The following is a 14,238-nucleotide window of genomic DNA, read 5'->3' as shown; positions in this document are numbered from 1 at the left end:
GGACGACAAAAGAAAAAAATGTCCCCCGAGCTCCACCTCATCCTCATCCTCGTTCTGCGCATGATGGTCGCGGCGGCGTTCGTCGTGACGGCGTCGATCATCACCGAGCGTTCAGGGCCGGTGATCGGCGCGCTGGTCGCGACCTTGCCGGTTTCGGCCGGACCATCCTACGTCTTCCTCGCGCTCGACCACGATGCCGCCTTCATCGCGCAGGGCGCGCTGTCGAGCTTGCCGGTCAATGCCGCGACGATCTTCATGTGTCTCACCTATGTGGTGCTGGCGCAGCGGCGCAGCCTTCTGGTGAGTTGCGGAAGCGCGGTCGCGGTCTGGATCGTGTTCGCCTCGATCATCAAGCAGTTCGACTGGCCGCTCACCGCCGGGCTCGCCGCCAATCTGATCGCGTTCGGCATCTGCATTCCGCTGCTCGCGGGCTATCGCCATGTAAAGATGCCGCTGGTGACGCGGCGCTGGTATGACGTGCCGATGCGGGCCGCGCTGGTCGCGACCCTCGTCGCAATCGTCGTCTCGACCTCGGGCTGGGTCGGTCCCCGGATCAGCGGCATCATCGCGCTGTATCCGGTGGTGTTTTCCAGCATCATGGTGATCCTGCATCCGCGAATCGGCGGTCCGCCGACCGCCGCGGTGCTGGCCAATTCGGCTTGGGGGCTGCTCGGATTCGGAATGGCGATCGCGGTGTTGCACGTGGCGGTGGCGTGGTTCGGCTCCGCCGTCGGTCTTGGGCTTGCACTCGCCACCTGCATTGTTTGGAATCTGACGCTGTGGGGGATCGGGCGGCGTACGCAGCACAAGGCGCGGCAAGCGCCGTGACACTACGGACATGCGGCGCGGCGTCGCCGGATACTTCCGTAGCAAAACTCGCCATGACCGATCGCGAGACGCTTTCCTTCAAACTCCTGAAGGACCAAGCATTCAAGTGACAGCGCCGACCGAGCAGCGTGTAAGGCCTACCGTCGTGCAGCTTTAGGCTGCTCTGTCGGCGATCGCTTTTCCCAGAATTCGTTAGCACTTTATTCGAATCTTATGGGTACTGAATCATCTTGCGTATCCGCCTTGGTCTTCGCAACGCGAGTTTTACCGGCGGAATTCGATTGGAATTCAGCGCGTGTGCCGCGCCGTCACGTCACCTGATCCCGTCTCGCAATTTAATGATTTTGGAGATTCAATGATGTTTGGCCGCAAGTCCCGCAACGACGCGGATGCTAAGCTCGCCGCCATCGGCCGCTCGCAGGCCATGATCGAGTTTGCCATGGACGGCACGATCCTGAGCGCCAACCAGAATTTCTTGAACGCCCTCGGCTATTCCCTCGACGAAATCAAGGGAAAGAAGCACGCCATGTTCATGCCGGCCGACCAGCGCGACGGCGCCGAGTACAAGGCGTTCTGGGCTGCATTGAACCGCGGCGAGTATCAGGCAAGCGAGTTCAAGCGGATCGCGAAGGGCGGCCGTGAGATCTGGATCGAAGCATCCTACAATCCGGTGCTCGACGGCAACGGCAAGACGGTGATGGTCGCCAAGATTGCGACCGAAATCACCGAGAAGAAGATCCGGAGCATGACGGAGTCTTCGAAGATCGCCGCTATCGGCCGCGCCCAGGCCGTGATCGAGTTCAAGCTCGACGGCACCATCGTCACGGCCAACGAGAATTTCTGCAACGCGCTTGGCTATTCGCTGACCGAGATCCAGGGCAAGCATCACAGCCTCTTCATGCCCCAGGCCGAGCGCGACGGCGCGGCCTATCGCGAGTTCTGGGCCAAGCTCAACCGCGGCGAATACCAGGCTGGCGAGTTCAAGCGCATCGGCAAGGGCGGCCGCGAGGTCTGGATTCTCGCCTCCTACAATCCGCTACTCGATGAGAACGGCAAGCCCTTCGGCGTCGCCAAGTTCGCGACCGACGTCACGGCGGAGAAGCTGAAGAATGCCGTCCTTGCGGGCCAGATCACGGCGATCGAGAAGGCGCAGGCGGTGATCGAGTTCAACATGGACGGCACGATCATCACCGCCAACGCCAATTTCCTCGGCGCCCTCGGCTATTCGCTGGCTGAGATCAAGGGCAAGCACCACAGCATGTTTGTCGAGCCCTCGGAGCGCGATGGCAATGGCTATCGCGAGTTCTGGGCGGCGCTCAACCGCGGCCAGTATCAGGCGGCCGAATACAAGCGCATCGGCAAGGGCGGCAGGGAGGTCTATATCCAGGCCTCCTACAATCCGATCATGGATCTCAACGGCAAGCCGTTCAAGGTCGTGAAATATGCGACCGACGTCACGAAACAGGTGCTGGTCCGCATGGGCAACGAGCGCGTCCGCGGCATGATGGAATCGGTCGCCGCCGGATCGGAAGAGCTGAACGCCTCGGTGCGGGAGATTTCCGAGGCCATGACCAAATCGCGCGAGACGGCGATGAGCGCGGTGGAGCAGGTCGCGTCCGCTGATGCCCAGGCCCAGCGCCTCACTGAAGCGGCGCTGGCGATGAGCGGGATCGTCGAGCTCATCAACAACATCACCGGGCAGATCAACCTCCTGGCACTCAACGCCACCATCGAATCCGCCCGCGCCGGTGAAGCCGGTCGGGGTTTTGCGGTGGTGGCCTCGGAGGTCAAGAGCCTCGCCAACCAAGCCAAGCAGGCCACTGACAAGATCGGCGCTGAGATCGGTAGCCTCAACGGCATCTCTGGAGACGTCGTCACCGCCCTGGCTTCGATCAAGACGGCCATCAGCAACGTCAGCGAATATGTGACGTCGACGGCCGCGGCAATCGAAGAGCAGAGCACGGTGACCAACGAGATGTCGACCAGCATGCAGCGCGCCGCAGCGGAAGTGGCGGCGATCGCGGCGAGGGCGTAGCGTTCAGAAGCATAGGGTGGGTTAGCGAAGCGTAACCCACCACTTCTCGCGCGCTGACAAAGGTGGTGGGTTACGCCTTCGGCTCACCCACCCTGCGGCACCGTCACTGCTTCGGCAGCTTGGCCTTCAACGCATACAGCGCATCGAGCGCTTCGCGTGGCGACATCTCGTCCGGATGCAGCGCCTTCACCGCGTCCATCAGCAGTTCGGCCTCGCTCGGCGGTGTGACTTCTGCGGCGGCGCGCGAGGGCACTGCGAACAGCGGCAGATCGTCAGCAAGCGCGCGCGCGGTCTGGCCGCGGTCCTGGGCTTCCAGCTTCGCCAGTACCGATTTGGCGCGCGTGATCACGGCCGGCGGCAGGCCCGCGAGCTTGGCGACCTGGATTCCGTAAGAGCGATCGGCCGAACCCGGCAACACCTCGTGCAGGAACACGACATTGCCCTGCCATTCCTTCACCCGCACGGTCGCGTTGAACATCCGCGGCAGCTTGGCGGAGAGCGCCGTCAGCTCGTGGTAATGCGTCGCGAACAGCGTGCGGCAGCGGTTGCTCTCGTGCAGGTGCTCGATTGCGGCCCAGGCGATCGAGAGGCCGTCGAAGGTCGCGGTGCCGCGGCCGATTTCATCAAGGATCACGAGCGCGCGCTCGCCGGCCTGGTTGAGGATGGCAGCGGTCTCGACCATCTCGACCATGAAGGTGGAACGGCCGCGGGCGAGATCGTCGGCGGCGCCGACACGCGAGAACAGGCGGTCGATGATGCCGATCCGCGCGCGTGTCGCCGGCACGAAACTTCCGATCTGGGCGAGCAACGCAATCAGCGCGTTCTGGCGCAGGAAGGTCGACTTACCCGCCATGTTCGGACCGGTCAGCAACCAGAGCTGGCCGGATTTTTGCGCAGGGCCCGGCGAGAGATCGCAGGCATTGGCGATGAACGGCTGGCCATTGCGCTTCAAGGCCTGCTCGACCACGGGATGGCGGCCCGCCTCGATCGCAAAGCCGAGAGACGAGTCCACCTCGGGCCGCACATAGTTCTGGTCGATCGCCAGCTTGGCAAGCGACGTCGCGACGTCGAGCAGCGCAAAGGCGTGAGCGGCGGCGCGCAGTTCCTCGCTGATGGCCAAAGCCTTGGCGCAGAGCCGCTCGAAAATCTCGAGCTCGAGCCCGAGTGCGCGGTCGCCGGCATTGGCGATCTTGGCTTCGATCTCCCCGAGCTCGGAGGTGGTGAAGCGGACCTGGCCGGCCAGCGTCTGGCGGTGGATGAAGGTTGCGTTTAGCGGCGCCGACATCAGCTTGTCGCCGTGCTGCGCGGTGACCTCGACGAAATAGCCGAGCACGTTGTTGTGCCGGATCTTGAGCCCCTTCACACCCGTGTTGTCGGCGTAGCGCGCCTGCATCGAGGCCACCACCAGGCGCGAGGCGTCGCGCAGATTTCGCGTTTCGTCCAGCGCAGGCTCATAGCCCTGGCGAACGAACCCGCCGTCGCGCTTGATCAGCGGCAGTTGATCGTCGAGCGCCCTGGCGAATTCCGCCGCGAGCTCGCGCGATGGCTTTTGCAGCGCCGCCATCACGACGGCGATCTCCTGCGGCGGCTGGTCGAGTTCGTCAAGCCGCGTCAGCACCTGGTCGGCGGCGATGATGCCATCGCGCAGGCCGGCGAGGTCACGCGGACCGCCGCGGCCGACGGATATACGGGCCAGCGCCCGCGACATGTCCGGGGCGCCGCGCAGGATGCTGCGGATGTCCTCGCGCGCGGCCGAGTCGGCAACGAAGCTGCCGACGGCATCGAGCCGCCGCGCAATCGCCGCCGCATCGGTCAGCGGCGCGGCAAGCCGCTGCGCCAGCAGGCGCGAGCCGGCCGAGGTCACCGTGCAGTCGATCGCGTCGAGCAGCGAGCCGCGGCGTTCGCCGGCGAGTGTCCGCGTCAGTTCGAGATTGGCGCGGGTGGCGGGATCGATCGCCATGGTCGCGCCCGAGGCTTCGCGCGCGGGCGGCGACAGCGGCGGATGTTTGCCGACCTGGGTGCGGTCAACATAGGTGACGGCGGCGGCGGCGGCAGTGGCTTCCAGCCGCGTGAGCTGGGACAGTCCGTCCATGGTCGCGACGGCAAAATAGTCGCACAGCCGCTTCTCGGCAGTGGCGCCGTCGAAGACGTCGCGGGTCAGCGGCGTCACCGCCGGCAGCTCGCGCAGGGTCTGTCCGAGCTCGCTGTCGTTATAGAGCGCGTCGGTGACGATCACCTCGTTCGGATTGATCCGCGCCAGCGTGGCGGCGAGTTCGCCGCCCGAACATTCCGTCACCGTGAATTCGGCGGTCGAGATGTCGATCCAGGCGAGGCCAAAGCGGTCACCGCCCGCCGATGAGCGCGCGCGCGTGAGCGCCAGCAGGTAATTGTTGGCGCGCGCGTCGAGCAGCGTGTCCTCGGTCAGCGTGCCCGGCGTGACCAGGCGCACCACGCCGCGGCGCACGACGCTCTTGTTGCCGCGTGCTTTCGCCGCCGCGGGATCCTCGGTCTGCTCGCACACCGCGACCCGGTGCCCGGCGGTGATCAGCCGGTGCAAATAGTCCTCGGAGCGCTCGACTGGCACGCCGCACATCGGGATATCGGCGCCTTGATGCTTGCCGCGCTTGGTCAGGACGATGCCGAGTGTCCTGGAGGCGATCTCGGCGTCCTCAAAGAACAGCTCGTAAAAGTCGCCCATCCGGTAGAACAGCAGAAGGCCCTGATGTGCCGCCTTGATTTCAAGGTACTGTTCCATCATCGGCGTGACGCGCGCGGCAGCTTCCGCCTGCGGCGCGGGCGTATCGTCGGGAGGCGGTGCAGGGATCGGTTGTTGCATTGTCATGGGCGGCGCAACCTACAAAATTTCGCCCCGCGCTCCTATCGCTTTGGGCGGAGAGGGGAGGTTTTCCACGTTGTCCGCACCGCGGCATGCGCAACTCGCGTGCACACCCGTCGGAACACGCGCGTATCGGTCAATTGACCTGCCGCGGGCGCCCTCCTAAAACTCCGTCGACATTGAAGAATTTAGGCCGGATCGCGGCATTCAGGGAGAACAACCATGCGTGACGTCTTTATCTGCGATGCCGTGCGGACCCCGATCGGCCGTTTTGGCGGGTCGCTCGCCAAGGTGCGTGCCGACGACCTGGCGGCGGCCCCGATCAAGGCGCTGATGGCCAAGCACCCCAATCTCGATTGGGCACAGGTTGACGAGGTCTTCTTCGGCTGTGCCAACCAGGCCGGCGAGGACAACCGCAACGTGGCACGCATGGCGCTCCTGCTTGCGGGCCTGCCGGATTCCGTTCCAGGCCAGACCCTGAACCGGCTCTGTGCCTCCGGTCTCGATGCGGTCGGTGCGGCCGGCCGCGCTATCCGTTCCGGCGAGATCGAGCTTGCGATTGCCGGCGGCGTCGAATCCATGACGCGCGCGCCCTTCGTGATGGGCAAGGCGCAGGAAGCGTTCTCGCGCTCGGCTGAGATCTTCGACACCACGATCGGCTGGCGCTTCATCAATCCGCTGCTGAAGGCGCAGTATGGCGTCGACGCGATGCCCGAGACCGGCGAGAACGTCGCCGAGGAATTCCAGGTCTCGCGCGCGGATCAGGACGCCTTCGCGATCCGCTCGCAGCAGCGCGCGGGCGCCGCGATTGCGGCCGGCTATTTCGCCGAAGAAATCACCCCGATCACCATTCCCGGCGGCAAGGCCGGCCCTGTCACCGTCGACAAGGACGAGCATCCGCGTCCCGAGACCACGCTGGAAGCCCTGACGAAGCTCAGGCCGATCGTGCGCAATCCCGGCACGGTGACCGCGGGCAACGCCTCCGGCGTCAATGACGGCGCCGCCGCGATGATCCTGGCGTCCGAGGCTGCGGTGAAGAAGCACGGCCTGACGCCGCGCGCGCGCATCCTCGGCCTCGCCTCCGCCGGCGTGCCGCCGCGCATCATGGGCATCGGCCCGGTGCCGGCCACCCGCAAGCTGATGGAACGTCTCGGCAAGAAAATCGGCGATTTCGACCTGATCGAGCTCAACGAAGCCTTTGCCTCGCAGGGTATCGCCTGCATGCGCCAGCTCGGCGTTGCCGACGATGCCGATTTCGTCAATCCGCATGGCGGCGCGATTGCGCTCGGTCATCCCCTCGGCATGAGTGGCGCGCGCCTCGCGCTCACCGCGGTGCACGGCATGGAGAAGCGCGGCGGCAAGCTCGCGCTCGCCACCATGTGCGTCGGCGTTGGCCAGGGCGTTGCGGTCGCCATCGAGAAGCTGAACTGACGGGACGCGCAGCGTGCCGTCATCCCGGAGCCGGGTGCCCCAGACTCGTCATGCCCGGGCTTGTCCCGCCTGCGAGGCCGAAGCCTCTTCGGCGAGGCGAAGGCCCGGGCATCCACGTTCTTGGTGCCGCGAGAAGAAGGTCGTGGATGGCCGGGACAAGCCCGGCCATGACGCAAGGTGAGGGAGCATCCCATGATCATCGCGCGCGAGCAGGACGTCACGGCCGCGGCCTTGGCGGTGATGGAGCAGACATCCGATCCACGGCTACGCCAGATCATGGTCTCCCTGGTCAAGCATCTGCACGGTTTTGTTCGCGACGTTCGCCTGACCGAGAAGGAATTCCGCGACGCCACGGCTGTTATCGCCGAACTCGGCAAGCTCTCGACCGACACGCATAATGAGGTCGTGCTGATGGCAGGCTCGCTCGGCGTCTCGCCGCTGGTGTGCCTGCTGAATAATGGCGATGAGGGCAACACGGAGACCGACCAGTCGCTGCTCGGACCATTCTGGCGGCTGAACTCGCCGCGGGTGGAAAATGGCGGATCGATCGTCCGCTCCGAGACCCCAGGCGCGCCGCTGTTCGTCAACGGCCGCGTCGTGGACAAGGACGGCCGTCCCGTCGCCGGCGCCGAGGTCGACGTCTGGCACGCGTCGCCGGTTGGTCTCTATGAAAACCAGGACCCCGAGCAGGCCGACATGAACCTGCGCGGCAAGTTTACGACCGACCAGGACGGAGCCTTCTCGTTCCGCTCCGTGATGATGGTCGGCTATCCCATTCCGACCGACGGCGTGGTCGGCCGCCTCCTGGAGGCGCAGAAGCGGCATCCCTATCGTCCCGCGCACCTGCACGCGTTGGTCTTCAAGCCCGGATTCAAGGTGCTGATCTCGCAGGTCTACGACCCCGCCGACCCGCATATCGATAGTGACGTGCAGTTCGGCGTGACCAAAGCGCTGATGGGCAAGTTCCTGCGCCATGACACGCCACATCCGACCGAGCGCGACGTCGCGACGCCCTGGTATTCGCTGGACCATGTCTATCGGCTCGAAGCCGGCGAGGCCGTCCTGCCGCGTCCGCCGATCAAATAGGGCTCAAAGCCGCTTCCCCCAATTAGTTATATCCTATAATGATTGGCGGAAGCGTTGACCGGTCGGAAAAGGGCCGGGGAGGAGTTCGCCAATGACATTCATCTATCCCGTCGACAGCAACACGGCGCATCCGCTGCCGCTGTCGCCCGAGTACAAAAGCTCGGTCAAGCGTGCGCCGAACAAACCCTTGATCCCGATGCGCCATACGCTGTCGGAGCTGACCGGCCCGGTCTACGGCCACGAGACCGTTCGCGAGGGCGACAATGATCTCACCACCCAACACACCGGCGAGCCGCTCGGGGAACGCATTATTGTGCACGGCCATGTGCGCGACGAGGACGGCCGCGGCGTGCCGAACTCGCTGGTCGAGATCTGGCAGGCCAATTCCTGCGGCCGTTACGTTCACGTCCGCGACCAGCATCCGGCTCCGCTCGATCCGAACTTTACGGGCGCCGGCCGCACCGTGAGCGACGTCTCCGGTTACTACCGCTTTGTCACCATCAAGCCTGGCGCCTATCCCTGGGGCAACCATCATAACGCCTGGCGTCCCGCACACATCCATCTCTCTGTGTTCGGCCATTCCTTCGTCACGCGTCTCGTGACGCAGATGTACTTCCCGGCCGATCCGCTGTTCCCGTTCGATCCGATCTTCAATTCGGTGCCGGACGAGAAGGCGCGGGCGCGGATGGTGTCGTCATTTGATCTCGAGAACACCCAGCCCGAATGGGCGCTGTGTTACCGCTTTGACATCGTGCTGCGCGGCAAGAACGCCACCCCTATGGAGAACCATTAAGTGCAGGACAATGGGATCACGCCGTCGCAGACCGTCGGCCCGTTCTTCAAATACGGCCTGACGCCGACCGGCGAGTATGCCTGGAATGATGCGTTCACCAACTCGACGCTGACGCCCGACGTCACCGGCGATCGCGTCCGGATCGAGGGCCGCGTGTTCGACGGCGACGGAGTCGTTGTGCCCGATGCCATGCTGGAGATCTGGCAGGCCGACGCGCAGGGGCGCTTCGCGGATCCGCAGGACAAGCGCGCGCTGCCGAATGCGAGCTTCCGCGGCTTTGCCCGTTGCGGCACCGACAAGGACGGCAATTATTCCTTTGAAACCATCAAGCCGGGCGTGGTGCCCGATCCCGACGGCAAGCCGCAGGCACCGCATGTCCTGCTTGCGGTGTTTGGTCGCGGCATGCTGCGGCATCTCTATACCCGCATCTATTTCAGTGACGAGGCCGGCAATGCCGCCGATCCCGTGCTGGCGGTGGTGCCTGCCGACCGTCGCGCCACGCTGACGGCCGTGCGCGAGGCCGGCAAGCCGGTGTACCGGCTCGACCTGCGGCTCCAGGGCGACAACGAAACGGTATTTTTCGACGTGTGACCCCCAGCGCCGTCCCGGACAGGCGGAGCGCCGATCCGGGACGACAGCGGAGGACGGGCCCAAGCTTCGCTGCCCGAAACTGTTGACCTGACGCCATTTCCCGTATTTTTCCGGAGTTCGCGCGATGCAATTTCCGCGCGATGCAATCCCGTGTTTACCGTAATCCTTTAGGGTCCGTGGGATTCAGCGCGGCCCATTGGATTTTTCCATGAAAATTCGTCTTTCGCTTTCTTCCGCAATCATTGCTTTCGGCATCGTTCTGGCCATCGGCTTTACCGCCGTGGTCTCGACCAGCCTCTACGCCTTGAAAGAGCTCAAGGTCGGCGGTCCGCTCTATTCTGATATCAAGCTCGGAAACGATCTCATCGCCGACATCCTGCCGCCGCCGGAATATGTGATCGAGGCCTACCTCGAGGCCACGCTCGCCATGCGCGAGCCCGACCAGCTGGCGGCCCATGCCGAACGCCTGGCCCAGCTCCGCAAGGATTACGACGAGCGCAAGGCATTCTGGGTCACCTCCAGCCTCTCGGCCGACCTGAAGACGACCCTGGTGTCGAAATCCGACGCCGAGGTGCAGAAGTTCTGGAAGCTGTTGTCCGACCAGCTCCTCCCCGCCCTCAAGGCCAAGGATACGGCCGTCTCCGAGCGGGCCTACGCGCAGCTCAAGGAGGCCTATACCGCGCATCGCGCCGTCATCGACAGCATCGTCGAGAGCGCCAACAAGCAGAATGCCGACATGGAGAAGCTGGCCGCGGACCGCGACAGCTCGATGCTTTACATCCTCCTCGGCGTCTCCGCCGCCGTCCTCGCCTTCATTGCGGCGGGCCTGCTCGGCGTCGCCTTCGGCGTGATGCGCCCGATCGTGCGCATGACCAGCGCGATGCAAAAGCTCGCGACCGGCGATCTCGCCGCCGACATTCCTTTCGCGCACCGGCAGGACGAGGTCGGCTCGATGGCGGGTGCGCTCTTGGTGTTCAAGCAGTCCGCGGTCGAGAATTTCCGCCTGCGCGAGGAGCAGTTGCAGAAGGAGCAGGAGGCGGCGCTCGCCAAGCGTGAGGCCCTGCATCAGATGGCCGAAACCGTCGAGCGCGAGACCGGCCGCTCGGTCGACACCGCGAGCGCGGCGACGCAAGGCGTGGAGCGTGCCGCCTCCAGTCTGTCCGAGATCGCAAGGTCGCTCTCGACACAATCGCAGGCGGTCGCAGCCGCCTCCACCCAGGCCCTCGGCAGCTCGCAGACCGTCTCGGCCGCAGCTGAAGAACTCAGTGCTTCGATCCGCGAGATCGCAACCCAGGTCGCGCGGACCAGCACGGTTACAAAATCGGCGGTCGCCGGTCGGGAACAGGCGCGCTCGACCATCCAGACGCTGGCTGGATCGGTGAAGAAGATCGCCGAGGTCTCCGAGCTCATCGGCGGCATCGCCGGCCAGACCAATCTGCTGGCACTCAACGCCACGATCGAGGCGGCGCGCGCCGGGGAGGCCGGCCGTGGCTTCGCGGTGGTCGCCGCCGAAGTGAAATCCCTCTCCGACCAGACCGCCAAATCCACCGAGGAGATCGCGCGGCTGATCGCCGAGATCCAGGCCTCGACGCAAGCCGCCGTCGACGCCGTCGAAACCATGGGAGGCCACATCGTCGAGATCGACGGCGTCGCCACCTCGGTTGCCGCCGCGATGGAAGAGCAGGACGCCGCGACCCGCGAGATCACGCGGTCGATTTCCGAATCGACTTCCGCGGCGAAGGAGGTCTCGGCCAAGATCGGTGATGTCAGCCGCGACGCCGCCTCCGTGAACGAGCGCGCCGCGGAGGTCAGGCAGGCGATCGCCGGCATGGCGGCCAATCTCGAGCAGCTTCGGTCGGTCGTGGTCCGGACGGTGCGCGACTCCACAGCGGCGGCCTGAGCCCGGCGCGATGCCTATTGCTGGTGCCGGGGGGTGTGATTGTGCAGTATGGTCCGGGACGAGGGCATCGTGGCGTCCATGACACCTCCACAACTGCCGGCGGTCGTTGAGCGGGCTCGACTGACCGCTGCGCTACGCAGGGGCGGCGTGCTGGATGCGGGCGCCGTGCGCGAGGTGAAGGTGCTGCACCAATACCCCGCCATGGTGTCGCACGTTATCCGACTTGGGCTGCGCTATGTCGGGGAAGCAGCCGGGTCCCCGCACTCTGTCATCCTGAAGATCCCGAATCCGGCCTACGCCAAGTCGCTGGCAAATTCTGGTCGGCAGGAAGTGGCCTTCTACACCCGCCTTGCGCCAAATATGCCGTCGCACATCGTGCCGCGCTGCTACGATGGGCATTTCGACGAGGAGAGCCAGGACTGGCATCTGCTGCTCGAAGATCTCACCGACAGCCATGACGTTGCAGCTGACTGGCCATTGCCGCCCTCACGCGATCAGGCGATGGCGATCGTAACGGCGCTCGCCCGCTGGCATGCATCTTGGTGGGACCATGCGGGTCTCGGCGACACCATCGGCACCTGGATGCGCCTTGATGATACGGCGAGTCTGATAGAGACATTCGCCGGCCATTACGACCGCTTCGCCGATTTGCTTGGTGATCGCCTCAGTGAGGAGCGGCGGACCCTGTATCGGCGCTTCATCGACAAGGCCGAGCAACTGTTGCAACGCTACCATTCGCATCGCCATGTGACCATCGCTCACGGCGATGCCCATACCTGGAATTTCCTGCTGCCACGCGCGGGCATCGCTGACGCTGTGCGCATTTTCGATTTCGATCATTGGCGCATCAACGTTCCTACCCACGACCTTGCCTATATGATGGCGACGCAATGGTATCCAGAGCGCCGGCAGGCGCTCGAACGCCCGCTGCTCAATCGCTATCACGAGATGCTGATGGCGCACGGTGTCAGCGGCTATACGCGCGGCGCGCTCGACCAGGACTATCGGCGGTCGGTGCTGTGGCACATCACCAAGCCAGTCTGGCAGTGGAGCATCAACATCCCACCGGTGATCTGGTGGAATAATCTGGAGCGGGTGATGATGGCGGTCGAGGATCTGGGCTGCGAGGAGATTTTGGGGTAGAGGCGCGCAACATCATCGGTGTCGTCCCGGCGAAGGCATCACTCCATCACCGCATGTTCCGGCCCCGCCGCCTGCTTGCGCAGGGTGGCCTTGGTCGAGCCGATCAGCAGGGCGAGCGGGATGGTGCAGAGGATGAAGAACATCACCAGCTCGTAGTCGTGCGCGAAGGCGATGATCTGCGCCTGCACGCTGACCATGCGATCGGCCATGGCGCGACCGGCGTCGGTGGAGAGATTGATCATGCCGCTGACGCTGGGCATCTGGAGCGCATGGTTGAACGGGTTGATGTGTTCGGACAGGATCGCGTAGGTCCGCCGCGTGCCTTGTGTCAGCTGGGCGATGACGACGGAAATGCCCACCGAGCTCGCGACGTTGCGCATCAGGGTCAACATCGCGGTGCCGTCGGTGCGCAGCTCATTCGACAAGGTCAGGAATGCCACCGTCGAAAGCGGCACGAAGACGAGGCCGAAGCCGAAGCCCTGGATCACGCTGACGGTCACGATCTCCGGCACCTGGGTCAAATCGGTCCAGCCGGTCATCTGGAACAGCGAGCCCGCGGTCAGCGTCAGGCCGGTGATGATCAGTGTGCGGGCTTCGATGTAACGCATCATGCGGCCGACCAGCATCATGGCGAAGAAGGTGCCGAAGCCGCGGCTCGCCAGCAGCAGGCCCGCGGTGATGATGGGATAGCCGATCACGTTCTGCATATAGGGGGAGGCCAGCGCCATGGTCGAGAACAGCACGAGGCCCATCACGACCATGAACACGCAGCCGGTGACGAAATTGCGGTCCTTGAAGAGCCCGAAGCGGATGAACGGTGTCGAGGTCGTGAAGGAATGCGCGATGAAGAAGTAGAAGGCGACGGCCGAGACGATGAACTCCGCAAGGATCTCACCCGATTCGAGCCAGCCCAATTGCTCGCCGCGGTCGAGCGCGAGCTGAAGCGACCCGATCGCGACCGCCAGCGCCGCGAAGCCGAACCAGTCGAACTTGAGACTGAGATCCTTCCGGGTCTCGTCGATGAAGATGATCAGCCCGATCACGGTGATGGCGCCGAACGGCAAATTGACGAAGAACACCCAGTGCCAGGAATAAGTCTCGGTCAGCCAGGCGCCGAGCGAGGGACCCATGATCGGCCCCATCATTACGCCCATGCCCCAGATCGACATCGCCTTGGCGCGTTCCTGGAGCGTGTAATAGTCGAGCATCACCGATTGCGACAACGGCACCAGGGCCGCGCCGAACACGCCCTGCAGCAGGCGGAAAATCACCATCTGGTTGATGTCCTGCGCAAGCCCGCACAGCACCGATGCCATGGTGAAGCCGGCCGAGCAGATGATGAAGATGCGCTTGCGGCCGAAGCGGTTGGCGATCCAGCCCACCGGTGCCGTCATGATCGCGGCGGCGACGATGTAGGAGGTCAGCACCCAGTTGATCTGGTCCTGCGAAGCCGACAGCGTGCCCTGCATGTAGGGCAGGGCGACGTTGGCGATGGTGGTGTCCAGCGCCTGCATGATGGTTGCCGTCATGGCGCAGATCGTCACCATGTTCCGGCGCAGGCCGGGGACCATAAGGGCGGGATTGGACTCCGCCAT

The 14,238-nt window shown here is 64.6% G+C and carries 10 protein-coding genes; 8 read left to right on the top strand and 2 right to left on the bottom strand.

Annotated features, from left to right (window positions below; genetic code table 11):
* Positions 1-18 precede the first annotated feature (18 nt).
* Positions 19-828 (top strand): hypothetical protein, encoded by an 810-nt coding sequence (locus IVB07_RS37250; RefSeq protein WP_018455898.1) that lies wholly within the window; start codon positions 19-21, stop codon positions 826-828.
* A 358-nt stretch (positions 829-1,186) separates the two neighbouring features.
* On the top strand, positions 1,187-2,863 hold the full coding sequence (locus IVB07_RS37245; RefSeq protein WP_204514044.1) for a PAS domain-containing methyl-accepting chemotaxis protein: 1,677 nt from the start codon (positions 1,187-1,189) through the stop codon (positions 2,861-2,863).
* Between the two features lie 103 nt (positions 2,864-2,966).
* Here IVB07_RS37245 and mutS read toward each other — a convergent pair whose 3' ends face one another.
* Positions 2,967-5,705, bottom strand: a complete 2,739-nt coding sequence (mutS, locus tag IVB07_RS37240) for a DNA mismatch repair protein MutS (protein ID WP_247767422.1) — start codon at positions 5,703-5,705, stop codon at positions 2,967-2,969.
* 216 nt (positions 5,706-5,921) lie between these two features.
* Here mutS and pcaF point away from each other — a divergent pair, with 216 nt between their 5' ends.
* From pcaF to IVB07_RS37210, 6 genes are all read left to right on the top strand, one after another.
* Complete coding sequence (pcaF, locus tag IVB07_RS37235) at positions 5,922-7,130, top strand: 3-oxoadipyl-CoA thiolase (protein WP_018455901.1); 1,209 nt, start codon at positions 5,922-5,924, stop codon at positions 7,128-7,130.
* Between the two features lie 192 nt (positions 7,131-7,322).
* Complete coding sequence (locus tag IVB07_RS37230) at positions 7,323-8,216, top strand: dioxygenase (RefSeq protein WP_018455902.1); 894 nt, start codon at positions 7,323-7,325, stop codon at positions 8,214-8,216.
* 91 nt (positions 8,217-8,307) lie between these two features.
* Positions 8,308-9,009: a protocatechuate 3,4-dioxygenase subunit beta gene (gene pcaH, locus IVB07_RS37225; protein ID WP_018455903.1), complete on the top strand. Its 702-nt coding sequence runs from the start codon at positions 8,308-8,310 to the stop codon at positions 9,007-9,009.
* Entirely contained in the window at positions 9,010-9,600 is a 591-nt protein-coding gene (pcaG, locus tag IVB07_RS37220) for a protocatechuate 3,4-dioxygenase subunit alpha (RefSeq protein WP_018455904.1), read from the top strand.
* Positions 9,601-9,808: 208 nt separating this feature from the next.
* Positions 9,809-11,500, top strand: coding sequence for a methyl-accepting chemotaxis protein (locus IVB07_RS37215; RefSeq protein WP_247767421.1), 1,692 nt, complete (start codon positions 9,809-9,811; stop codon positions 11,498-11,500).
* Positions 11,501-11,548: 48 nt separating this feature from the next.
* Positions 11,549-12,643, top strand: coding sequence for an ecdysteroid 22-kinase family protein (locus IVB07_RS37210; RefSeq protein ID WP_247767420.1), 1,095 nt, complete (start codon positions 11,549-11,551; stop codon positions 12,641-12,643).
* Between the two features lie 38 nt (positions 12,644-12,681).
* Here the strand turns inward: IVB07_RS37210 and IVB07_RS37205 are convergent, their stop codons facing one another.
* On the bottom strand, positions 12,682-14,238 hold the full coding sequence (locus IVB07_RS37205; RefSeq protein ID WP_247767419.1) for an MDR family MFS transporter: 1,557 nt from the start codon (positions 14,236-14,238) through the stop codon (positions 12,682-12,684).

Origin of the sequence: Bradyrhizobium sp. 172 (assembly GCF_023101065.1) — a bacterium.
Taxonomy (GTDB): domain Bacteria; phylum Pseudomonadota; class Alphaproteobacteria; order Rhizobiales; family Xanthobacteraceae; genus Bradyrhizobium; species Bradyrhizobium canariense_D.
The sequence above is the reverse complement of the archived record's forward strand: the minus strand, read 5'-3'. Positions and strand labels throughout refer to the sequence as shown.